Source organism: Streptomyces sp. bgisy159 (assembly GCF_057707805.1).
On sequence record NZ_JBYIQX010000010.1, the window covers coordinates 1 to 23,541 of the forward strand.

General features: G+C 73.3%; 16 protein-coding genes. 10 read left to right on the forward strand and 6 right to left on the reverse strand.

Going from position 1 to position 23,541, the window contains the following annotated elements; translation table 11 throughout:
* The coding region (gene gcl / locus AC3ET3_RS12375) for a glyoxylate carboligase (RefSeq protein ID WP_435612112.1) at window positions 1–1,769 on the reverse strand (1,769 nt) is incomplete at its 3' end.
* A 778-nt stretch (window positions 1,770–2,547) separates the two neighbouring features.
* Between gcl and AC3ET3_RS12380 the strand changes: the two genes are divergently transcribed.
* Window positions 2,548–2,883 (forward strand): hypothetical protein, encoded by a 336-nt coding sequence (locus tag AC3ET3_RS12380; protein WP_432159087.1) that lies wholly within the window; start codon window positions 2,548–2,550, stop codon window positions 2,881–2,883.
* 18 nt (window positions 2,884–2,901) lie between these two features.
* Here AC3ET3_RS12380 and AC3ET3_RS12385 read toward each other — a convergent pair whose 3' ends face one another.
* Complete coding sequence (locus tag AC3ET3_RS12385; protein ID WP_432137050.1) at window positions 2,902–4,518, reverse strand: AMP-binding protein; 1,617 nt, start codon at window positions 4,516–4,518, stop codon at window positions 2,902–2,904.
* The gene (locus tag AC3ET3_RS12390; RefSeq protein WP_432159086.1) at window positions 4,515–6,185 is read right to left on the reverse strand and encodes an AMP-binding protein; all 1,671 of its coding nucleotides are present in this window, start codon (window positions 6,183–6,185) and stop codon (window positions 4,515–4,517) included. The genes AC3ET3_RS12385 and AC3ET3_RS12390 overlap by 4 nt, the downstream gene beginning before the upstream one ends.
* 125 nt (window positions 6,186–6,310) lie before the next feature.
* Here AC3ET3_RS12390 and AC3ET3_RS12395 point away from each other — a divergent pair, with 125 nt between their 5' ends.
* On the forward strand, window positions 6,311–7,162 hold the full coding sequence (locus AC3ET3_RS12395; RefSeq protein WP_432137048.1) for a helix-turn-helix transcriptional regulator: 852 nt from the start codon (window positions 6,311–6,313) through the stop codon (window positions 7,160–7,162).
* Window positions 7,163–7,313: 151 nt separating this feature from the next.
* Window positions 7,314–10,130, forward strand: coding sequence for an ATP-binding protein (locus AC3ET3_RS12400; protein WP_432137047.1), 2,817 nt, complete (start codon window positions 7,314–7,316; stop codon window positions 10,128–10,130).
* Window positions 10,131–10,667: 537 nt separating this feature from the next.
* Here AC3ET3_RS12400 and AC3ET3_RS12405 read toward each other — a convergent pair.
* The 3 genes from AC3ET3_RS12405 to AC3ET3_RS12415 form a co-directional block, all read right to left on the reverse strand.
* On the reverse strand, window positions 10,668–11,774 hold the full coding sequence (locus tag AC3ET3_RS12405) for an SPFH domain-containing protein (RefSeq protein WP_435612113.1): 1,107 nt from the start codon (window positions 11,772–11,774) through the stop codon (window positions 10,668–10,670).
* Window positions 11,775–11,803: 29 nt separating this feature from the next.
* Window positions 11,804–12,241, reverse strand: a complete 438-nt coding sequence (locus AC3ET3_RS12410) for an NfeD family protein (RefSeq protein ID WP_435612114.1) — start codon at window positions 12,239–12,241, stop codon at window positions 11,804–11,806.
* 153 nt (window positions 12,242–12,394) lie between these two features.
* Window positions 12,395–13,090 (reverse strand): TetR/AcrR family transcriptional regulator, encoded by a 696-nt coding sequence (locus AC3ET3_RS12415; protein ID WP_432137044.1) that lies wholly within the window; start codon window positions 13,088–13,090, stop codon window positions 12,395–12,397.
* Window positions 13,091–13,211: 121 nt separating this feature from the next.
* Here AC3ET3_RS12415 and AC3ET3_RS12420 point away from each other — a divergent pair, with 121 nt between their 5' ends.
* From AC3ET3_RS12420 to asnB, 7 genes are all read left to right on the forward strand, one after another.
* Window positions 13,212–13,937 (forward strand): NAD(P)-dependent oxidoreductase, encoded by a 726-nt coding sequence (locus AC3ET3_RS12420; protein WP_432137043.1) that lies wholly within the window; start codon window positions 13,212–13,214, stop codon window positions 13,935–13,937.
* 550 nt (window positions 13,938–14,487) lie between these two features.
* The gene (locus AC3ET3_RS12425; protein WP_432156311.1) at window positions 14,488–15,966 is read left to right on the forward strand and encodes a sugar transferase; all 1,479 of its coding nucleotides are present in this window, start codon (window positions 14,488–14,490) and stop codon (window positions 15,964–15,966) included.
* Between the two features lie 82 nt (window positions 15,967–16,048).
* A complete protein-coding gene (locus tag AC3ET3_RS12430) occupies window positions 16,049–17,374 on the forward strand; it encodes a nucleotide sugar dehydrogenase (protein ID WP_432137042.1) in 1,326 nt (441 codons plus the stop codon).
* Complete coding sequence (locus AC3ET3_RS12435) at window positions 17,364–18,671, forward strand: glycosyltransferase family 4 protein (protein WP_432156231.1); 1,308 nt, start codon at window positions 17,364–17,366, stop codon at window positions 18,669–18,671. The genes AC3ET3_RS12430 and AC3ET3_RS12435 overlap by 11 nt, the downstream gene beginning before the upstream one ends.
* The gene (locus AC3ET3_RS12440; RefSeq protein ID WP_435612115.1) at window positions 18,668–20,029 is read left to right on the forward strand and encodes a Wzz/FepE/Etk N-terminal domain-containing protein; all 1,362 of its coding nucleotides are present in this window, start codon (window positions 18,668–18,670) and stop codon (window positions 20,027–20,029) included. Before AC3ET3_RS12435 ends, AC3ET3_RS12440 begins: the two co-directional genes overlap by 4 nt.
* On the forward strand, window positions 20,026–21,579 hold the full coding sequence (locus AC3ET3_RS12445) for a Wzz/FepE/Etk N-terminal domain-containing protein (protein WP_435612116.1): 1,554 nt from the start codon (window positions 20,026–20,028) through the stop codon (window positions 21,577–21,579). Before AC3ET3_RS12440 ends, AC3ET3_RS12445 begins: the two co-directional genes overlap by 4 nt.
* A gap of 3 nt (window positions 21,580–21,582) precedes the next feature.
* Complete coding sequence (gene asnB / locus AC3ET3_RS12450; protein WP_432137038.1) at window positions 21,583–23,517, forward strand: asparagine synthase (glutamine-hydrolyzing); 1,935 nt, start codon at window positions 21,583–21,585, stop codon at window positions 23,515–23,517.
* Window positions 23,518–23,541 lie beyond the last annotated feature (24 nt).

A 23,541-nucleotide genomic window follows, 5' to 3' on the forward strand; every position in this document is an offset into this window, starting at 1 on the left:
CTGATCGCCGTCGGCGCGTGCGCCGGCTCGGTGGCGAGTTCCTCGAACTCCACGACGTTGCCGATGTCGTTGGTGGTGGACATCGAGATGTTGGTGACCCGCTCCAGGATCGCCTCGACGACCACCGGGACCCGGTACTCCTGCGCCAGCTTCTTCGCCCGCTCGAAGGCGTCGCCCAGCTCGTTCGGGTCGGTCACCCGGATCGCCTTGCAGCCCAGCCCCTCGGCGACCTTGACGTGGTCGACGCCGTAGACGCCCAGCTCCGGCGAGTTGACGTTCTCGAACTCCAGCTTGACCTGGAAGTCGATGTCGAACGCCCGCTGCGCCTGCCGGATCAGGCCCAGGTAGGAGTTGTTGACCAGGACGTGGACGTACGGGATCTTGTGCTGGGCGCCGACCGCCAGTTCCTCGATCATGAACTGGAAGTCGTAGTCGCCGGACAGGGCCACCACCTGGGCCTCCGGGTCGGCCTTGGCCACGCCCAGCGCGGCCGGGACGGTCCAGCCGAGGGGGCCGGCCTGGCCGCAGTTGATCCAGTGCCGGGGCCGGTAGACGTGCAGCATCTGGGCGCCGGCGATCTGGGAGAGGCCGATGGTGGTGACGTACCGCGTCTCGGGGCCGAACGCCTTGTTCATCTCCTCGTACACCCGCTGGGGCTTCATCGGGACGTCGTCGAAGTGGGTGCGCCGCTGGAGGGTGGCCCTGCGCTCCTGCACGGAGGCGGCCCACGCGGAACGGTCGGGCAGCTTCCCGGCCGCCTTCAGCTCCCTCGCGACCTCGACGAACAGTTCGAGGGCGGCCCGGGCGTCGGAGGCGATGCCGTAGTCCGGCGCGAAGATCCTGCCGATCTGGGTCGGTTCGACGTCGACGTGCACGAAGGTGCGGCCGGCCGTGTAGACGTCCAGCTTGCCGGTGTGGCGGTTGGCCCAGCGGTTGCCGATGCCGAGGACGAAGTCCGACTCCAGGAACGTGGCGTTGCCGTAGCGGTGGGAGGTCTGCAGGCCGACCATGCCGGCGTTCAGCCGGTGGTCGTCCGGGATGGTGCCCCAGCCCATCAGGGTCGGCACCACCGGAGTGCCCGTCAGCTCGGCGAACTCGACGAGCAGGCCGGCGGCGTCCGCGTTGACCACCCCGCCGCCCGCGACGACCAGGGGCCGTTCGGCCGCGTTCAGCATCCCGATCGCCTTCTCGATCTGGGCGCGGGTCGCGGCGGGCCGGTACACCGGCAGCGGCTCGTAGGTCTCCGCGTCGAACTCGATCTCCGTCATCTGGACGTCGATCGGCAGGTCGATCAGGACCGGGCCGGGGCGGCCCGAGCGCATCAGGTGGAACGCCTGCTGGAAGACGCCGGGGACCTGGGCGGCCTCCAGCACGGTGACGGCCATCTTGGTGACCGGCTTGGCGATCGAGGCGATGTCGACGGCTTGGAAGTCCTCCTTGTGGATCACGGCGGTCGGTGCCTGGCCCGTGATGCACAGGATCGGGACGGAGTCGCCGGTGGCGGAGTACAGACCGGTGATCATGTCGGTGCCGGCCGGGCCGGAGGTGCCGATGCAGACGCCGATGTTGCCCGGGTGGGTCCGGGTGTAGCCCTCGGCCATGTGGGAGGCGCCCTCGACGTGCCGGGCGAGGGTGTGCTGGATGCCGCCGGAGGCGTTGAGGGCCGCGTAGAAGGGGTTGATCGCCGCGCCGGGCACACCGAACGCGGCGGTGACGCCCTCACGCTTGAGGATCTCAACTGCCGCTCGGGCGGCGGTCATTCGAGCCATGGAGTACTCCTGCTTCGACTGTCGGACGAGCTCTCCCGTCGCGCCCCACGGTCAGCACTTCCGTATAGCGGAAAATAACTTCTACTATCTGGAAGCAATGTAGGTGGGGTGGCGGAAGGGCGTCAAGAGCCGGACAGGCGGGGGCCGGGTGGAGCAGGATGGGCCGCGATCCGCTACGACGTCCTGGAGTCGGCCGATGCCCGAGAGCGTGCCGGTGCGCTGCCCGGCGTGCCGACGCGAACGCCGGTACGTGGCGCCCGCGTACCCCTGTGCCTGCGGCACGCCCGTCACTCCGGCCCTGGACGCCGGCGCCGCCCCCGCCGTCGTCACCCACCGCGCCTGGTCCGACGAGTGGGTCACGCTCCCGTGCCCCGCCTGCGGCCGCCCCGCCTCCTGGCCCCACCCGGAACTGGGCTGCCCCTGCGGCACGGTCCTGCGCATCCCGGTCACGGGTGAGCCGGGCGGGGTGGAGCACGAGACGGCTCCCGCCGATCCGGGGGAACGCGGGCCCGTCCGCAACCCCGGCGCGCCACCCCGGCAAGCGACCCCGGACCCTCATGGACGGGCCGCAGACCCGAGCCCTCACCGACCCGCCGCGGAACCGGACCCTCGCGCACCCGCCCCGGGCCCCGCAACGGACCCCGGGCCGGGCCCTCGGACGCCTTCGCCGGTCGCGCAGGCCGCCGGAGCCGGCGTACCCGGCCCCCGGACACCGGACACTGCCGGCCTTCCCCTGACGGACCGTCCGATCCGCAGTGCCCGCGACGCGGTCACCGTCGTGGTGCTGTACCTGCGGCGGCTCGGGCACGGCGACGTGCGACGGGCCGACCAGCGGCCCACCTCGGGGATCGGGCTCGCCGCGCGGGGGCTGGTGGTGCAGGTGGACCCGGGGCGGCGGCCCGCGTCGGCGCGGGACGTGGAGTGCCTGTGGCTGACGGCGATGACGGAGTCGGCCCGCTGCCTCCACATCTCCCTGTCCGGGCACACCGGTGAGGCCCGCGCCGCCGCCGACGCGCTCGGCGTCCCGCTGTTCCTGCTGGACCTGGCGGGCACCGTGCAGCCGGTCAACGGACCGGCCGCCGCCCTGCACCGCCGTGCGCAGGGCCGGCCCTGACCGGCGCGCGGTCGGCGTTCAGGAGCGTGAGCCGTACCGCTCCCGCAGTTCGATCTTGCGCACCTTCCCGGAGACGGTCATCGGGAAAGTGTCGAGCACCTGCACCCGGCTCGGGATCTTGTAGTGCGCGAGCCGGCCGCGGCTGAAGGCCAGCACGTCGTCGAGGGTGGGCGGGTCGGCCGGGTCCTGCGCGATGACACAGGCCAGCACCTCCTCGCCGTACGTCTCGTGCGGTACGCCGACGACCTGGACGTCGCGGATCTTCGGGTGGGTGTAGAGGAACTCCTCCACCTCGCGCGGGTAGATGTTCTCCCCACCCCGGATGATCATGTCCTTGATGCGGCCGACGATCTCGACGTAACCGTCCTCGCGCATCACCGCGAGATCACCGGTGTGCATCCAGCGTCCGGCGTCCACGGCCTCGGCGGTCTTCTCGGGCTCGTTCCAGTAGCCGAGCATCACGCTGTAGCCGCGGGTGCACAACTCGCCCGCCGTGCCGCGCGGCCGGGTGACCCCGGTGACCGGGTCGACGACCTTGACCTCGATGTGCGGGAGCACCCGGCCGACGGTGCCGGTGCGGTGCTCCAGGTCGTCGTCCCTGCGGGTCTGCAGGGAGACGGGGGACGTCTCGGTCATGCCGTAGCAGATGGAGACCTCCGCCATGTGCATCTCGGCGACCACCCGCTTCATCACCTCCACCGGGCAGGGCGAGCCCGCCATGATGCCGGTGCGCAGCGACGACAGGTCGTACGCCGCGAAGTCGGGAAGGTTCAGCTCCGCGATGAACATGGTCGGGACGCCGTAGAGGGAGGTGCAGCGTTCCCGCTCGACCGCGCGCAGGGTCGCCGCCGGGTCGAAGGACGGGGCGGGGATCACCATGCAGGCGCCGTGCGAGGTGGCGGCCAGGTTTCCCATGACCATGCCGAAGCAGTGGTAGAACGGGACCGGGACGCAGATCCGGTCCTGCTCACTGTAGGCGATCAACTCCCCCACGAAGTAACCGTTGTTGAGGATGTTGTGGTGGGAGAGGGTGGCTCCCTTGGGGAAGCCGGTGGTGCCGGAGGTGTACTGGATGTTGATGGGGTCGTCGCAGGACAACTCGGCCTCGCGGGCACGCAGTTCGGCCGTCCGGTCCGGCGTGCCGCGCGCGATCAGCGCGTCCCAGCCGGGGTCGCCGAAGTAGACGGCCTCCCGCAGCCCGGGACAGCGGCCCCGGACCTCCTCGACCATCGCCCGGTAGTCGCTGCTCTTGTGCGCGAGCGACGCGAACAGCAGGGAGACGCCCGCCTGGCCGAGGACGTACTCGACCTCGTGGGTGCGGTACGCCGGGTTGATGTTCACCATGATCGCGCCGATGCGGGCGGTGGCGTACTGGACGAGCACCCACTCGGGGCAGTTGACCGCCCAGATGCCGACCCGATCCCCCTTGGCGACCCCGCTCGCCAGCAGTGCGCACGCCAGCCGCTCCACGTCGGCGGCGAACTCGGCGTAGGTCCAGCGCCGCCCGGACGGTACGTCGACCAGTGCCTCGCGGTCCGGCCAGGTGGCCACGGCCCGGTCGAGGTCGGCGCCGATGGTGTCGCCGAGCAGGGCGGTGTCGCCGGTTCCGTGGGTGTACGACAGCTGTCCGCTCACCGGAAGTCCTCCTCGCGGTACTCCGCGTCCGAGCCCGCCGCCGTGGCCTCGCGCAGTTCGATGCGGCGGATCTTGCCGGAGACGGTCTTGGGCAGGGGCGCGAACTCCAGCCGGCGGACGCGCTTGTACGGGGCGAGCGTCCGGCGCGAGTGCTCGAACAGCACCTTGGCGGTGTCCGGTCCGGGCTCCCATCCGTCCGAGAGCACGATGTACGCCTTCGGCACGGCGAGCCGCAGCTCGTCGGGGGCGGGGACGACGGCGGCCTCGGCGACCGCCTCGTGCTCCAGCAGGGCGCTCTCCAGCTCGAACGGGCTGATCTTGTAGTCGGAGGCCTTGAAGACGTCGTCGCTGCGCCCGATGTACGTCAGGTAGCCGTCCTCGTCGCGGGAGGCGACGTCACCGGTGCGGTAGTAGCCGCCGGCCATCGCCTCGGCCGTACGGTCCGCGTCGCCGTGGTAGCCGGCCATCAGGCCGACCGGGCGGAAGGCGAGGTCGAGGGCGATCTCCCCCTCGGCGGCGCCGGGGGCGCCGGTGACCGGGTCGAGGAGTTCGACGCGGTAGCCGGGGCTGGGCCGGCCCATGGCGCCGGTCTTCAGCGGCTGGCCGGGCGTGTTGGCGACCTGGACGGCGGTCTCGGTCTGCCCGAAGCCGTCGCGGACGGTGACTCCCCAGGCCCGGCGGACCTGCTCGATGACCTCGGGATTGAGCGGCTCGCCGGCCGCGACGGCCTCCCGGGGCGGGGTGGCGAGCTGGGTGAGGTCGGCCTGGATCAGCATCCGCCACACGGTGGGCGGCGCGCAGAAGGTGGTCACGCCCGCGCGGTCCATCTCTGCCATCAGCCGGGCCGGATCGAACCGGGTGTAGTTGTGGATGAAGACGGTCGCCTCCGCGTTCCACGGGGCGAAGAGGTTGGACCAGGCGTGCTTGGCCCAGCCCGGCGAGGAGATGTTGAGGTGGACGTCGCCCGGCTTGAGGCCGATCCAGTACAGGGTGGCCAGGTGGCCGATCGGATACGACGTGTGGGTGTGCTCGACCAGCTTGGGCCGGGCGGTGGTGCCGGAGGTGAAGTACAGCATCAGCGGGTCGTCGGCGAGGGTCGGCCCGTCGGGGGTGAAGCCGGCCGGGGCGGCGTACGCCTCCTCGTAGCGGTGCCAGCCCTCGGGCGCGCCGCCGACGGCGATCCGGGTGTAGCCGCCGGGCACCTCGTCGAACTTGGCGGTGTCCCCGGCGCGCACGATCACCTGCCGGACCCGGCCCCGCTCGACACGGTCGCGCAGGTCGGCGGGGCCGAGCAGCGGGGTGGCGGGGATGACGACGGCGCGCAGCTTCATCGCGGCGAGCGCGGTCTCCCACAGCTCGACCTGGTTTCCGAGCATGACCATGATCCGGTCCTCGGCGGCGACCCCGCGCTCGCGCAGCCAGTTCGCGACCCGGTCGGAGCGCTCGGCCATCTCGGCGAACGTCACCCGGGTCTCGGCGCCGTCCTCCTCGACGATGTGCAGCGCGGTGCGGTCGTTGCCCTCGGCGATGACGTCGAACCAGTCGAGGGCCCAGTTGAACCGGTCGGGCCGGGGCCATGCGAAGCCCTCACAGGCGGTCTCGTAGTCCTCGCGGTGGGCCAGCAGGAAGTCCCGTGCCCCGCGGAAGCTCTCCGTCGCCGTAACCATCTGTGCTCCTTCTGTACCGGGCCATTGCCGGGCGGCTCTCTGCCATCGTGTAATCCGTGATGCGGGTCTCACTACCCCCGAACGGGGGTGTGCGCGGCGGGTGGGCCGCGGGAAAGGGCGAACGAGTGGCAGCGGACGCGTCCGGAGCGATGGAGATACGCGGCGCGCTGGCGCGGCTGCGGCGGACGACCGGGCTGCCGGTGGCCTTCGGCGGCCTGGCCGAACCCGGGCAGCGCAGGATGCGGATCAGCGAGCTGAACGGCGCGGCGACGCTCGCGCTGCGCGGGCTGGCGGTGTCCGCCGGAAACGGCCTGGGCGGCCGGACCCTGGCCCTGGCCCGCCCGTGCGCGGTGACCGACTACTCGCTGTCCCGGCAGATCAGCCACGAGTACGACACCCCCGTGGCGGAGGAGGGTCTGCGCTCGGTGCTGGCGGTGCCGGTGGTGGTGCGGCGCCGGGTGCGCGGTGTGCTGTACGGCGCCCTGCGCACGGCCCAGCCGCTGGGCGACCGCACGATCGCCGCCGCGGTCGACGTGGCCCGGGACATCGAGCAGGCGCTGGTGGTACGGGACGAGGTGAGCGGCCTGCTGGCGGCGGCCCGGCCGCGGCCGGCCGAGGACGGGGGCGGCTCGCCGGCCGACTGGGAGCAGGTGCGCGAGGCGCACACGGCGCTCAGGGCCCTGGCCCCGCGGATCACGGACCCGGCGCTGCGGGCGGAGCTGCTGGCCGCCTGCGGCCTGCTGACCGCGTCGGGCGCCCCGGCGCACGAGGGGGACAGCGGGGCGGTGCTCTCGCCCCGCGAAGTGGACGTGCTGGCGTGCGTGGCGTCGGGCGCGACGAACGCGGCGGCGGCCGAGCGGCTGGGGCTGCGCGCGGAGACGGTCAAGGGCTACCTCCGCTCGGCGATGCGGAAGCTGGGCGCCCACACCCGGGGGGAGGCGGTCGCGTCGGCCCGCAGGACGGGCCTGCTGCCGTAGCGGCGGCACGCAGCCGTTCACCGACCCCCTCCAGGAATACGAATATGCCGTCAATGGGCGCACTTGTAATATCCCTCACCACGCCGCGGCTCAGAATTTCAAAGAGACGTTGCCTAGAATTTGGCCGGAACAGGACACAGGGAGGGCAGCGGTGACCGTGCGACGGGACTTCCAGGAGCCCACCCGAGGCCGCCCCGACCTGGTCATCGGCAGGGACGAGCTGTTCACGGCCGCCCGTGAGCAGCTCGGACGCGGCGGCAGCGTCCTCCTGCACGGCCCGGCCGGAATAGGGAAATCGACCGTCCTGCGCGCTTTGGCCACGGATTACGGCGCATCAGCGCGCACCGTGTTGCGCTGCTCGGCGACCGAGTCCGAATCCCACCTGCCGTTCCTGGCGCTGGCCGATCTGCTCGGCCTGGCCCTCGACGAGGTGTCCGGCAGGCTCCCCGCGGCCCAGCGCACCGCCCTGGAGTCGGCCCTCACCGGGCGCGGCGAGTCCACCCTGCAGCGCGACGGCCTCGCCCTGCGGCTCGCCGTGCTGTCGGCGCTGCGCGCGCTGGCCGACCGGGGCCCGGTGCTGATCGTCGCCGACGACCTGCAGTGGCTGGATCCGGCCAGCGCCGAGCTCCTCGGCTTCGCCGCCCGCCGCCTGGGCGACACTCCCGTGCAGCTGCTGTGCGCGGTGCGCACCGAGGGCCAGGAGTACGACCGTCATCTGCGCTCCTCCCCGCCGGACACCCTCGCGGTCCGGCTCACCCCGCTCTCCCGCGCCCAGGTGTCCGCGCTGCTGGACCACCAGGGGTACACCGACCTGCCGCGCTCCACGGTCCGCGAGATCCACCGCACCAGCGGCGGCAACCCGCTGTTCGCCCTGGAGCTGGGCCGCGCCCTGGGCGAGAACCCGACCCCGCCGCGGCCCGGCGAACCGCTGCCGGTGCCGACCTCGCTGCGCGCGCTGGTGCTCAGCCGCCTCGACATGCTCTCCGCCGAGGCCCGCCGCACCCTGCTGGTGGCCAGCGCGGGCGCCCGCCCCACACTGGCGCTGCTGCACGCGGCCGGCCGGGAGAACGCCGAGGCGGAGACCGCCCAGGCGGCCTCGCTGGGCCTGCTCGCCACGGAACCCGAGGGGCCGGCCGTCCGCTTCGCGCATCCGCTGATCTCCGCCGCGCTGTACGCGGAGGCCCCCGCCCAGGAGCGCCGGACCGTGCACGCGGCACTGTCCACCGCCGCCTCCGACCCGATCGAACGCGCCCGCCATCTGGCGCTGGCCACCACCGGCACCGACCCCGACGTGGCCGCCCGGCTCGCCGAGGCGGCGGCGCTGGCCCGGGACCGCGGGGCGCCCTCGGTGGCGGCCGCGCTCGGTCTGCTCGCCGCCCGGCACACCCCCGCCGACCACGTCCCCCGCCCGGACGAGCGGCGGCTGGAGGCCGCGGAGGACGCGATCACCGCCGGCGAGACCGACCTCGCCCGGGACATCGCCCACGACGTGCTGACCCGGGCGACCGCGCCGGCCGAGCGGGTGCGGGCCTGGATGGTGGTCGTCGAGTCGGCCGGGCAGGCGCTCGGAGACGTCGACACCGCCTTCCCGCAGATGCTGGCCGACGCCGGCGACGACCCGGAGCTGCTCGGCCTGGTCCACTACCAGCTGTCCTGGCGGGCGCTGATCATGGAGGGCGACTTCGCCGAGGCCCGCCGGGAGGCCGCGCACACGGCGGAGCTGGCCGCGCGCGGCGGCGACCGCCGCACCGAGCTGATGGCCCTGTCCTTCCAGGCGTCCACCGAAACCCTGATGGGCCATCCCGATGCCCCCGCGACCATCAAGAAGGCCCTGAGCGAGCCTCAGGACCCCTACGTGGCCTGCCACCACAACGGCGCCGGCATGGCGCGCTTCCGCTGGCTGCTGATGAGCGACCAACTGTCCGAGGCACGCACCACCGTCACCGCGCTGCTGCGCGAGGTGCGCCGGCGCGGCATGGTGGAGAGCGAAGTCCATTTCCAGCGTTTCCTCGCCGATGTCGAACTACGTGCCGGGCACTGCGGCCGCGCTTTGGATCTCGCCCGGGAGAGCCTGCGGCTGGCCCGGGACACCGGGATCGGGATGGGCGCCTCCGCCATGCTCGCCTCCCTCGCCGAGGCGTCCGGCGGCGATGTCGACCGGGCGCTGGCGCTGGCCCGGGAGGCCACCGAGCGCGCCGAGGAGGACGGCGACCAGATGTACCTCTCGCTCGCCCTGGCCGCGCTCGGCTACGCCCAGCTCGTGGCCGGGGACGCCGCCGGCGCGGTCGGCTCGCTGCGCCGGGTGCGCGAGCTGGAGCGCGGCCTGCGCATCACCGACCCGGCGCGCGGGCGCTGGCAGGGCGACCTCGCCGAGGCCCTGGTGCGCGCGGGTGAGCCGGGCGAGGCGCAGGAGCTGATCGACGTCACCCGCGAGCACGCGCTGCGGCTCGGCCGGGCGAGCGTGCTCGCCGTCCTGGACCGGGCGGAGGCGCTGGTGCGGGCGGCGCGCGGCGAGCACGAGGCGGCGCTGACCCAGCTGACGTCCGCGCAGGAGCGGCTGGCCGGGCTGGGCTACGGCCTGGAGGAGGCGCGGGCCGCGTTCGCGCTGGCCCGGCTGCGCACCGTGCGGCCGGGGCCGACCTCGTACGACGAGGCGGCGCGGCTGTTCCGGCGCTGCCGGGCCCTGCCGTGGCTGCGGCACGTCGAGGCGGCGGCCACGGCGGCACGGCCGCAGGCCGCGGCGGTGGCCGTGCCGGCGCCCGCCGCGGACGCGCTGAAGGGGCTGGCGTCGATGGAGCGTCAGGTGGCCTCGCTGGTCATGGAGGGCGCCACCAACCGGGAGATCGCGGCTCGCCTGTTCATCAGCGTCAAGACCGTCGAGGCGACCCTGACCAGGGTCTACCGCAAGCTCGGCATCCGTTCCCGGGTGGACATCGTCCGGCTGGCGGCGGGGCACCGCGCGAAGTGAGGGGCGCGCGGGGCGACCGCCCCGGCTCGGCCCCCGACGGGCCACCGAGGGTTTTCCCTGCCCGCCTCCCCCTAGGGAGTTCCCTCATTGGGAGGGCGGCGGCCGAGTCCTACCGTGGACGTGGACACCTGCCAGGGCGACAGCGGCGGCCCCCCGTCATCGGGGGCGTCCTGGCAGGGACGACTTCCCGGGCGAGGGGTGGCGGTACGTGCCGTCGGACACGGACTCCCACGACCGCCTCCGCCCAGGGCACGACTCCTGAGCACCCCTCAGGTGATGAACCAGGGGGCGCTGCGGGCCTCCACGAGCGGCCCGCAGCGCCCCCTCTCCATGTCGGGGACCGCCGGGTGCCGGTCGGGTCCGGTGGGGAGGGACGGTCACGAACGCCCGCCGGTGTGCGCCCCGTGCGCCCTGCTCGTACGTACCGGCCGGCGGTCCGCCGGCCCGGGTGTCTCCTCCCCGGCCACGCTCGCCGAGACCGTGCCTGAGCCTGTACGTGGTCCCTGCGCACGCGGGGGCGCCCGGCCGGGCTCCGGATCAGGTGCGCCGGCCGTGCCCCATGCCGTGCGGCCGCTGGGGTGACTTCGCGGCCTCGGCCTCCGCCTTGGCGTCCTTCACCGCGGCGGCGGCCTGCTTCTCGGCCCGGTCGGCGAGCGCGGCGGCGTCGAGGGACGCCGTCGAGCCCGCTTCCAGCGCCGGGGTCCGGCTGTCCTGCGACGTGCCGTCGCCTCCGGCCTGCTGCTCGGCGGGCGCGGGTTCGACGGGGCCTGCCGTCGACTGGTCACCGAAGGCCCTGGTGACGGTCCGGACGGCCTCGGTCAGCTCTCCGGGGATGACCCAGAAGGTGTTGTTGTCGCTGCCCGCCAGGTGCGGAAGCGTCTCGAGGTACTTGTAGGCCAGGACCTTCGCGTCGGCGTTGTTGCGGTGGACGGCCTGGAAGACGAGTTCCACCGCCTTGGCCTCGCCGTCCGCCCGCAGGATCATGGCCTGCTGGGTGCCCTGGGCCTCCAGGATGTCCTTCTGCTTGGTGCCCTCAGCGGTGAGGATCTTGGCCTGTCGCTCCCCTTCGGCGTGCAGGATGGCCGCGCGCTTGTCACGTTCGGCCCGCATCTGCTTCTCCATCGCCTCCTTGATGGTGTTCGGGGGGTCGATGGCCTTGATCTCCACGCGGTTGACCCGGATGCCCCACTTGCCGGTGGCGTCGTCGAGGACGGCGCGCAGACGTGAGTTGATCTCCTCGCGCGAGGTGAGGGTCTCCTCCAGGTCCATACTGCCGATCACGTTGCGCAGCGTGGTCACGGTGAGCTGGTCGATCGCCTGGAGGTAGTCGGCGACCTCGTAGGCGGCCGCCCGCGGGTCGGTGATCTGGTAGTAGAGCACGGTGTCGATGTTCACCACGAGGTTGTCCTCGGTGATCACCGGCCTTGGGTCGGAGGAGTAGACCTGCTCGCGCACGTCGAGCTTGGTGTTGACCCGGTCCGCCACCGGCAGGACCAGGTTCAGGCCGGGCTGCAGGGTCCGGCGGTACCGGCCGAACCGCTCGATGTTGTAGCGGCGCGCCTGCGGGACGATGCGCACGGCGGAGGCCACGAAGAAGACGACGACCAGGGCCGCCACGAGGGTGAGGATGACGACTGGGTCCACAGTGCCTCCGTCGCTAGGTGTTCAGCCGCTCACGGAAGGAGTTCGCGGGGGTAGACGAGGGCGGTGGCGCCCTCGATCTCCATGACGTCCACCAGTGTTCCCGCCGGGATCACCAGGCTCTCGTCGAAGGCGCGGGCGGACCACTCCTCGCCGGAGAGCTTGATCAGGCCGCGGGTCGCGGTCACCTCCTGCACGACCTCGGCCCGCCTGCCGATCAGCGCGTCACTGCCCTCGCGGGTGAGGGGTTGCTGCTCCAGGTGCCGCAGCGCGAGGGGGCGGACGAGGGCGAGGCCTCCCACCGCCGCCGCCGCGAGGGCCACCAGCTGGCCGAGGAGGCCGATGCCCGTACCGGCGACCACGGCCGCGACCAGCGCGGCGCCCGCCAGCAGTCCGAAGACCAGGGTCAGGGTGAAGAACTCCGCGACGCCCAGCGCCGCGGCGGCGGCCAGCCACACGAACCACGGCATCGCATCGCCCTCCCGATGAGGCCTCCCCCACCAAGTTACCTCCCGGTGGCGCGGGCGGGCAGGGACGGCCACCGGGATTCTCGGCCGCCGCCGGCCCGCGCGCCGGCCGACGGGGCGGGTGCCCGGTCGGCGGGCGGCCCGCGCCGGCGCGGCTCAGTTCCCGGCCGCATCCTCGTCGGGCCGCAGGGCGTCGAGGATGAGGGTGAGGCCGAAGTCGAACTCGTCCGCGTAGTCGTAGCCGGGCTTGAGGGCGTGTTCGGTGGCGAGTTCGGCGAGGTGGGGGTAGGCGTCGGCGGGCATCTCCCGGAGGATTGCGCCCGCGACCTCCTCCAGCTCCGCCGCGTCGCCGAACGGCAGACTCAGCTCCTGGAGCACGAAGCCGTACAGGTAGCTGTCGATCAGCGAGAAGGCGTGGCCGGCCATCGGGACGGAGAACCCGGAGGCGCGCAGCACGCCGAGGACGGCGTCGTGGTGGCGCAGGGTCGCCGGGCCGGGCCGCGAGCGGGAGTCCATCAGGCCGAGGGCCCACGGATGGCGGCGCAGCGTGGCGCGGACGGAGTCCGCGCGGCGGCGCATGGCACCCTTCCAGTCCGGGTCGCCCGGTGACAGCTCGGGCAGCTCGATCTCGTCGAACACCGCGTCCACCATGCCGTCGAGGATGTCCTCGCGGCCGGCGACGTGGTGGTAGAGGGACATCGCCTCGACGCCCAGTGGTTCGGCGATGGCGCGCATGCTCAGCGCGGCCGACCCCTTCCGGTCCGCGAGCGCCACCGCCGTGCGGATCACGCGTTCACGGCTGAGCGGGGTGCGCTCCGACGCCCCGCGCCGGCCTCTGCCCGTCTCCGGCATTCGTCGCTCCTTCTCCATACCCCTCGGCCCCGCGCCTCCCGGCGCCCCTTGATTGCCTTACGACATAAGGCTACCGTGCCTTACACCATAAGGTCGACACTGCGGCGGAAGGGGTTGTGCCATGAGCACGGATCGCGTGAAGAAGGTCTGCATCGTCGGAGCCTCGGGGAAGCTCGGGCAGTACATGGTCCGGCACGCGCTGGACCGCGGGTACGAGGTGGTCGGCGTGTGCCGGGAGCGCAGCGTGCCGAAGCTGGCGGCGTTCCGGGACCGGATGACCGTCGTGCCCGGCCCCACGAACGACCCGGAGGTGATCCGGCGCGCGGTCGCCGGCTGCGACGGGGTGCTGACGGTGCTCGTGCCGTGGGGCGTGCAGCAGTACTCCTCGGGCACGGCCCAGGCAGTGCTGGACCACGCACGGCCGGGCGCGCGCCTGGTCTTCTCGTGCGGCTGGCACATCACGCGCGACGGCAAGGACCGGTACTCGTGGCGGTTCAGGACGGCCGTCCGGATCGTCGCCCGCCTGGCCCGACTCGTCCGCGCCGTCGACATCGACGATCAGGTGGAGGCCTGCCGCAGGGTGTTCGCCAGCGACACCCGGTGGACGGTGGTGCGCGGCAGCGATCTGGAGGAGGGCGAGAGCCAGGGGCTGCCGGTGTGGAGCCGGCACGTGGGCGACCCGGTGCTGTCCGGCAACCTGACCCGCCGGGTGGACTTCGCGCTGTTCATGGTGGAGGCGCTCACCGACGACACGCTCGTCCAGGAGGCCCCGGCGATCGTCGGCTGCCGCACCGCCGGCGCCCTCGCCCACGCGAGCGGTTCCGCGGCCTCGCCCCGGGTGCCGTGACGGGCCGGGCCGACCGTACGGATTCGGCCGACATCACATCGGGCGTGCGGCGCCCGCCGGACGTGTCCGGCACGTCGTAGTGCAGGAACAGCGGGAAACCATCGCCGACCCGGGCGTCCGGGTAGACGCTCCGTGGCTCGCCGATCACTGTTCTGACCACAAATTCCACACATCCTCTCTACACACAGGCCCCGATGGTCTAGATTGACCGTGCTTCAGCCGTTCGGGCGGGAAGCGCCCAGTAAATGATCTACAGGTCCGGCGCCATTCACAGCCAGCGATCGATCAACACGCGGAGCCCCCAACAGGGCCTCGGGTGCGGGGAGCGCCCGAAGTCCGCACGGGGTCCGCGCGCCTCGAAAGCCCGGCAGGGCACGCGTATTCGGCTGCCGCCAGGGCGGGTTGTTCACGTAGCGCCGGCACATCTGTCATGGCGGGAGGCGGGGGCCTCCCGGGGGAGGAAGAGCGCGGTGCGGGAGGCAGGGGTGCCTCCCGGAGGACATGCGTGCCAGACGAACACCTCGAACCACTGGTGACCTGGGGGGTCCTTGTGCAACAGGGGGGATTGGTCAACCCGTTTCCGTCGGCGCGCGGCAGGCCGGCGAACGGGACTGTCAGCCGGACCGCGACCGACTGGGAGCAGCGGTACCGCCGTACCGTGATCGCCGGCGACACCGTGGCCACGGCCGTCGTCGTGGCGGCCATCGGCAACTTCTTCGGGGCCCGCGACGCGGCCAACTGGCACGAGAAATGGGTGATCCTCGCCTTCGGCACCGAGTTGCTGGTGCTGGGGGCGCTGGCGGTGAACCGGTCGTGGGCACCGCCGGTGCTCGGCCAGGGCGCCGAGGAATTCCGCCGGCTCGGACGCTCGCTGTTCACGGCGACCGTCGTCCTGGCGCTCGGCGGGATCGCCCTGACCTCGCGCAACATCAAGCTCTGGATCTTCGTCGCGATCCCCGCGATCGCGCTCGTCACCATGACCGCGCGGTACCTGCTGCGTATCCGGCTGCACCGGCAGCGCCAGGAAGGGCGGTGCCTCAGACCGGTGCTCGCCGCCGGGAGCCCGGACACCCTGCGCGACCTGATCGGCCGGACCCGCAAGTTCCCCCACCTCGGCTGGCGGGTGGACGCGGTGTGCACGACGGACGGACGCGGCATCGACGGCGACCACCTGGACGGGGTGCCTGTCGTCGGGGAGTTGGGGGACGTCGCCAAGCACGTCCGCCACGACGGTTACCGGGTCGTGGCGGTCACCCCGGACCCGCACTGGTCACCGGACCGGCTGCAACGGCTGGCCTGGAACCTCGAAGGCAGCGAGGCCGAGATGGTGGTGGCCCCGGTGCTGATGGAGGTGGCCGGTCCTCGGCTGCACGTCGACGCCGTGCTCGGGATCCCTCTGCTGCGGGTCAGCATGCCGACGTTCACCGGTGCCCGCCGGGCGGTCAAGGGGGTCGTCGACCGGGTAGGCGCAACGATTCTGCTGATGCTGTTAGCGCCGCTGATGGCGCTCATCGGGCTGCTCGTGCTGGCGGACAGCCGGGGCGGGGCGTTCTACCGCCAGTCGCGGGTCGGCAAGGACGGCCACGAGTTCACCATCTGGAAGTTCCGCACCATGGTCGCCGACGCCGACCGGGCGCGGGAGGCGCTGGCCGACCGGAACGAGGGCGCCGGCCCGCTGTTCAAGCTCCGCCGGGATCCACGGGTGACCCGCGTGGGAGCGGTACTGCGCCGGTACTCGCTCGACGAACTCCCGCAGCTGTTCAACGTGCTCACCGGATCGATGTCGCTCGTCGGTCCGCGGCCTCCGCTGCCGGAGGAGTGCGCCGCGTACGACCCGGACATCCGGCGGCGGCTGCTGGTCAAGCCCGGACTCACCGGCCTGTGGCAGATCAGCGGGCGCAGCGATCTCTCGTGGGAGGAGGCGGTCCGGCTGGACCTGCGGTACGTGGAGGACTGGTCGCTCGCCCTGGACGCGGTGATCTTGTGGAAGACGCTGCGTGCGGTGCTCTACGGGCAAGGCGCCTACTGATGCGCGGGGGGACTGCCGCTCGACGGTCCCGGCGGTGCGCGGACCGCAGGCCAGGAGGCCTGCCTGGGGGGAGGAACGGGTCATGAGAGTCAGTGTTTTCGGGCTCGGCTACGTGGGCTGCGTGTCGGCCGCGTGCCTGGCCGGCATGGGGCACGAGGTCATCGGGGTGGACGTGAACCAGGTGAAGGTCGACCTGGTCAACGCCGGCCGGGCCCCGGTGGTCGAGGAGCGGATCGGCGAGCTCGTCGCCGAGGTCGTCGGGACCGGGGCGCTGCGCGCCACCACCGACGTCCGGGACGCGATCGCGCACAGCGAGGTCTCGCTGGTCTGCGTGGGCACGCCGTCGGAACCCAACGGCAGCCTGTGCACCACCTACTTGGAGCGGGTCACCGAGCAGATCGGGGCCGCCCTCGCGGACCGCGGCGGAAGCGGCGGGCGGCACACGGTCGTCTACCGCAGCACCATGCTCCCGGGCACCTGCCTGAACCTGCTGGTGCCGATCCTGGAGAAGTACGTCGGCGGCACCGCGGGTGTGGACCTCGGGGTCGCGGTCAACCCGGAGTTCCTGCGCGAGGGCACCAGCGTGCGGGACTTCTACGACCCGCCCAAGACCGTCGTCGGCGAACTCGACCCGGCCAGCGGTGACATGGTGCTCGCGCTGTACGACGGCCTGCCCGGCGAGGTGTTCCGGGTGCCGGTCCCGACGGCCGAGGCCATCAAGTACGCGGACAACGCCTTCCACGGCCTGAAGATCGGCTTCGCGAACGAGCTGGGCGCGGTGTGCCAGGCGCTCGGCGTGGACTCGCACCAGGTGATGGACGTGTTCCTCGCCGACCGCAAGCTGAACATCAGCCCCGCCTACCTGCGGCCCGGCTTCGCCTTCGGTGGCTCCTGCCTGCCCAAGGACCTGCGCAGCCTGGTCCACGCCGCGCGGCGGGCCGACGTCTCGGTGCCCATCCTCGCCCACGTGCTGCCCTCCAACTCCGACCACCTGCAGCGCGCGGTGGAGCTGGTCGAGCGCACCGGCAAGCGCCGGGCCGGCCTGTTCGGGCTGTCCTTCAAGCCCGGCACCGACGACCTGCGCGAGAGCCCGCTCGTGGAGCTGGCGGAGCGGTTGTTCGGCAAGGGCTACGACCTCAAGATCTACGACGCCAACGTGAGCCTGTCCCGGCTGCTCGGCGCCAACCGCGAGTACATCGAGACCCGGCTGCCGCACCTCGCGCAACTGCTCGCGGACTCCGTCGACGAGGTGCTCGAACACGCCGAGGTGTGCCTGGTGGGGACCAGGGATCCGGCCGTGCTGGCGGCGCTGCCGCACGGCGACGGCCCGGTGATCGTCGACCTCGTCCGCCTTCCCGACGCGGAGACGCGCCGGGCCGAACCGGGGTACATGGGCCTTGCTTGGTGACACGCCTGCTGCTGACACGCCTTCCGGTGGCATCCCGTCCGACGGCACGGCCGGCCCGGACGGGGCGGGCCGGCGCGCGCTGATCCTCGTGGAGAACCTGTCGGTGCCGTTCGACCGGCGGGTGTGGCAGGAGTGCACGACGCTGCGGGACGCCGGCTGGGACGTGCACGTCATCTGTCCCCGGGGCACCAAGCGGGACACGGAGGCGGAGGCGGAGATCGACGGGGTGCGGATCCACCGCTACCCGTTGCGCGCGGCCACCGGAGGGCCGGCCGGCTACCTGCGCGAGTACGGGTCGGCGCTGTGGCACACGGTCCGGCTGGCCCGCAAGGTCGGCCCGGTCGACGTGGTCCACGCCTGCAACCCGCCCGACCTGCTGTTCCTGCCGGCCCGGTGGCTGAAGCGGCGGGGCGCGCGGTTCGTCTTCGACCAGCACGACCTGGTGCCCGAGCTGTACCTCTCCCGGTTCGGCCGCGGCGAGGACCTGCTCTACCGGGCCGTGTGCGCGCTGGAACGGATGACCTACCGGGCCGCGGACGTCGTGCTCGCCACGAACGAGAGCTACCGGGACGTGGCGGTGCGCCGTGGCGGCCGGCGGCCGGAGGATGTCTTCGTGGTGCGCAGCGCACCCGACATCGACCGGTTCCATCCCGTGCCGCCCGAGCCGGAGTTGAAGAACGGCAAACCCCATCTCCTGTGCTACCTGGGGGTGATGGGACCGCAGGACGGCGTCGACTACGCCCTGCGGGCCCTGGCGAAGCTGCGCGACGAACTCGGCCGCACCGACTGGCACGCGGTGTTCGTCGGCGCCGGCGACACCTTCGACGCGATGGTGGAGCTGTCCCGGCGGCTCGGGCTCTCGGAGCAGGTGCGGTTCACCGGGCGCATCCCGGACGCCGACCTGGTGCGCTACCTGTCCACCGCCGACGTGTGCCTCTCCCCCGACCCGCACAATCCGCTCAACGACGTGTCGACCATGAACAAGGTCCTCGAGTACATGGTGATGGGCCGGCCGATCGTCTCGTTCGACCTGAAGGAGGCCCGAATCTCCGCCGGAGACGCCGCCGTCTACGCGCCCGCCAACGACGAGAGCGCGTTCGCCCGGCTCGTCGCACAACTGCTGGACGACCCGGAGAAGCGGGCCCTGATGGGCAAGATCGGCCAGGAGCGGATCGGCGGACCGCTCTCCTGGCGGAACTCGCAGGCCTCGCTGCGCGCCGCCTACACCACCGCCTGCCGTGAACGCCCGGCTGCCGACGGGCGATCCGGACCGGCCGGGAGGAGGCCGCGCCATTGAGCGATGACACCATACGCCTGGTCACGATCGGGCGGATCGTCCGTCGGCGACGGCGGCTGCTCGCCCTCCTCGTCGTGGTGGGCGCGCTCGTCGGCTACGGTTCCTCGCTGCTGTTCCCACCGCGCTACACGACGTCGGCCTCGGTGCTGCTGCCGGGTGCGTGGGAGGAACGCGAGCTGCGGACCCAGACGGAGATCGCGACCAGTTCGGTGGTGGTCGACCGCGCGGCCGCCTCGCTCGACTGGAGCGGGGTCGGCGGACGCGAGCTGCGGGACCGGGTGAGCGCCAAGGCCGCCGACGGCAACATCATCAGGATCTCGGGCACGGCCGACACCCCGGAGCGCGCCCAGCGGCTCTCCGACGAGGTGGCCCAGCAGTTCGTGGCGTACGCCGCGCGGATCGTGGGGGACAACGCCGATCCCGAGGCGGCGGCGCGGCTGGAGGCGCTGCGGCAGATGGTGGTGCAGACCAGCGGCCGCATCACGGAGCTGGCCGAGGCGGCCGATCCGGGGCAGACCGTGGAGAGCGTGCAGGCGCGCACCGACCTGGAGAAGCTGCGCACCGCGCTGCAGGAGGCCATCAACAAGCTGGACCAGGCCGACCCGGCCGCCACCAAGGCCAACATGGTCGTCATGGGCCCCTCGCCCCGCCCGGCCGGCGAGGCGCCGCCGACGCGGGTGCAGCTCGTCGGCGGCGGGGCACTGCTGTTCTTCCTGTTCGCGGTCGTCGGTCATCTCACCGCCGCCCGGATGAGCCGCCGGCCGCGCACCGAGGCGGAGATCGCCACGGCGCTCGGCTCGACGCTGCTGGGGACCGTCGAGGTGCCCGGCGACCGGCTCGCGGACCGGCCGGAGGACGGGGGTCCGCGGGCCCGGATCCGCCGGCTGCTGGGCCTCGACGTCCGGTGGGACCTGCCCGTCCCGCGGGCCTGCGGCGACGACGACGCCCTGCGGGTCCGCCACCGCCGGGTGTGCGCCCGCGTCCGGGACCGACTGCCGGTCCCGCGGCGGCCGCTGGTGGTCGTCCCGGACGGCGACCAGGTCGCCCGCCGGGCCGCCGAGGAGCTCGCGGCCGAGTGCGGCGGCGATCCGCCGCCGGGGGTGGTGGGGGTCTCGGTGGACCGGCCGATGGTGCCGGACCGCGACCACGAGTCCGGGGTCCTGGTGGTGCTCAGCGCGGGCCGCTGGACCACCGGGGAACTCGCCGGCATCGCCGAGGCGTGCGCGGACGCCGGGCACGAGATGGTCGGCGTCGTCGTCGCCGGCCTGGTCCGGGCCCGTGCGACGGGGTCCGCCGGCCGGCCCCGGCAGGCCGCCGCGCCGGCGCTCGCCGACCAGGTGACGGGAGGGTCCGGGTGACGACGAGCACGCCGTCGCAGGGGCCGGGCGCCGCTCCCCTGGTGGATCTGCAGGCGCTGGTCGTGGCCGTCCGCAGGCGGCGCCGGCTCTGGTGTTCCGCGGGGCTGCTGGGCCTGCTCGTCGGCCTCGCGGTGGCGGTGCTGCTGCCGCCCGCGCCGACCGCGGTGACCAAGGTGCTGGTCGCGCACCAGGCGGACCAGCCGAACGACCCCGGCACGCTGATCCGCACCGACGTCGCGCTCCTGCACACCACGCGGATCGCCGACGCGGCCCTGCGCTCCCTCGGGTCCCCGGACGCCCCCGAGGACTTCATGCGGGACTACGGCGGGGTCGGTCTGACCAACAACCTGCTGCAGATCACCGTGACGGGCGGCAGCGACGCCGAGGCGGTCGCCCGCGCCCGGGCGCTGGCCGACGCGTTCGTCGCGGACCACGTGCGGCGGATCCGGGAAGCCGCGGACGCCGAGGCCAAGAGCCTGCTCGACCAGCGCGACCGGCTCCAGGACGAACTCGCCCAGGTCAACAAGGCGATCGGGGAAGAATCGCCGGACAGCGGCCCGAAGGCGGCGGCGAACCTGGAGTCGCTGTTCGCCCGCCGGGCCGAACTCACCTCGCGCATCGCCGACTTCGGCCAGCGCGCCGCGGAGGCGCGGGTCGGCATGCCCCGGCTCGTCGCCGGCACCCAGATCGTCGACGCCCCGCGCCCGGTGCGGCACTCCCTGCCCAGGGCCGCCGCCACCGACGCGGCGATCGGACTCGTCCTCGGGCTCGTCCTCGGGCTCGCGGTGGCCGCGGTCGCCACCGTGGTGGCGGACCGCCCCGTGCTGCGCCGGGACATCGCGGCGCACCTCGGCGCGTCGGTCGTCGCGGAGCTGCCCGGCCGGCCGGCCGGGCCGTGGCGGCGTCGGCGGCTCCGGGCGGCACGCGAACGGCTCACCACGTCCCTGGCGCGTACGGTGCGCGGTGGCGCGGCACCGGTGTCGCTGCTGGAGCTGGGCTGCGCGCGCGTCACCGGCACGATCGCCCTGGACCTCGCCCGGGCGCTGGCGGCGGACGGGCCGGTGGCCGTCGTCGACGGCCTGCCCGGGTCGCGGCTCGCGGACCGGCGGCGCAGGCCGGGCGACCCGGCCGTGGTCAGCGGCGAGCGGGCCGCGGCCGCTCCCGCCGCGGAACGCCGGCTCGGCGTCGGCTCGGTGGCGCCCGGCACGACGTGGACCGACCTGCGGTACCTCGGCACCCGGACGGTGCTCGTCGTACGGGCCGGGCACGGCAGCGCCGCCTGGCTGCACACCGTGGCGCGGCAGCTCGCGGAGCAGCGCGTCGCGGTGATCGGTGTGGTGCTGATCGACCCCGATCCGCGGGACCGGACCGACGGCACGCTGTGGGACGGGCCGCGCACCGCGCCCCCGGGCGGCGCCGAGCGGCCCGCCCGGGCCAACGGCGGGGGTGCCTCCCACGCCGTCGAGGCGGTGGGGGCGGGCCTGCCGCGCGCCGAGCGGCTGCCGACGCGGGCGGCGGGAACCCCCGACAGCGACCAGGAGGCGCGGTAGGACATGTGTGGCATCGCAGGTACGTACCGGTGGCCGGACGGGAAGGCCGTCACCGACCGGCTCACCGACATCCTCGCCCACCGCGGCCCGGACGGGGCCGGACGCTACAGCCATCCCGTCGGGGACGGCGAAGTGCACCTCGGGCACCGCCGGCTGGCCGTCGTCGACCTGTCCGGGACCGGCGCCCAGCCGATGGTCTCGGGCGGGCTCGCCCTCACGTACAACGGGGAGCTGTACAACGCGCCGGAGCTGCGGGCCGAGCTGGCGGCCGCCGGGGTGCGCTTCCGCGGCACGTCCGATACCGAGGTGCTGCTGGAGGCCTGGCGGCGCTGGGGTACGGACTGCCTGCCCCGGCTGCGCGGCATGTTCGCGTTCGGGGTCTTCGACGAGCGGACCGGTGAGCTGGTCCTCGCCCGCGACCAGCTCGGCGTCAAACCGCTGTTCCTGCTGCGGCGCGGCGACGGTGTGGCGTTCGCCTCCGAGCTCAAGGCGCTCGCCGCCGTGACCGGAGGGTCGCTGGAGGTGGACCCCACGGCGCTGGTGGCCTCCCTGCTGTACTACTGGGTGCCGGACTCGCGGTGCGCGTTCCGGGAGGCGGAGAAGCTGCCGCCGGGCAGCTGGCTGAGGTGCCGGCCCGACGGCCGGGTGGAGCGCGGCCGGTTCTGGCACCTGCGGGACGTCGCCGCCGAGGGCCGGGAACGGGCCCGCGCCGGGCAGTCGCCGGACATCGCCGCCGTGGTCGAGGAGTCGACGCGGCGCCACCTGCTCTCCGACGTTCCGGTGGCCACCTTCCTGTCCGGCGGATTGGACTCCAGCTACCTGACCGCGCTGGCGGCCCGGGAGCGGCCCGGGATCTCCGCGTACACCATCGGCTTCCGTGCCGCGGACGCCAGGTACGAGGCGATGCCGGACGACCTGCGCCACGCCCGCCGGGTGGCCGAGCGGTTCGGCGTCGACCTGCACGAGATCGAGATCGCCCCGGACGTGCTCGACCTGCTGCCGCGGATGACGTACCACCTGGACGAGCCGATCGGGGACCCCGCCGCGATCAACACGTTCCTGATCTGCTCGGCCGCCCGGGAGGCCGGGGTCAAGGTGATGCTCTCGGGGATGGGGGCCGACGAGTTGTTCGCCGGCTACCGCAAGCATCTGGCCAATCTGATCGCGCTGCGCTACCAGCGTGTCCCGCGGCCCCTGCGGCGCGGTCTGTCGGCCGCCGTGGACCGGCTGCCGGTCGCCACGTCACGCCGGGGGTACCGGTCGGTGCGGTTCGCGAAGCGGTTCCTCTCCTTCGCCGATCTGCCGGAGGAGACCGCGTTCCGGCGCAGCTACACCATGTACGACCGGGCCGAACTGCTCGCCCTGCTCGATCCGGACCTGGGCCAGGCCGTCGAGGACGTGCTGACCGAGCACGCGGACGTCTACCGGGACAACGACCTCGACGACTTCGTCAACCGCATGTGCCTGGGCGACGCCCGGATGTTCCTGCCGGGCCTCAACCTCGCCTACACCGACCGGTCGAGCATGGCCGCGTCGACCGAGGTGCGGGTGCCGTACGTGGACGTCGAGGTGGTCAGGGCGGCGTTCGCGGTGCCCGGGGACCGCAAGATCGTGGGGCGGCAGGGCAAGGCCGTCCTGAAGGAGGCGGCCGTCTCGGTGCTGCCCCGGGAGATCGTCTACCGCCCGAAGGGCCTGTTCAGCGCGCCGCTGCGGGCCTGGATGAGCCGGGACCTGGCACCGCTGGTGCGGGAGGTGGTCGATGACGGTCTGCTGGTGCGTTCCGGGTTCCTGCGCCGCGACGCGCTGGCGCGGATGGTCGCCCAGGACGCCGCCGGGCAGCGGGACTTCTCCAAGCATCTGTGGCATGTGCTGACCCTCGAGTACTGGTACCGCGGCGCGACCTCCGGGGCCGGCCGGACCCCTTCCCTGACGGCCTAGAGACAAACGGCGTAGAGACAAGAG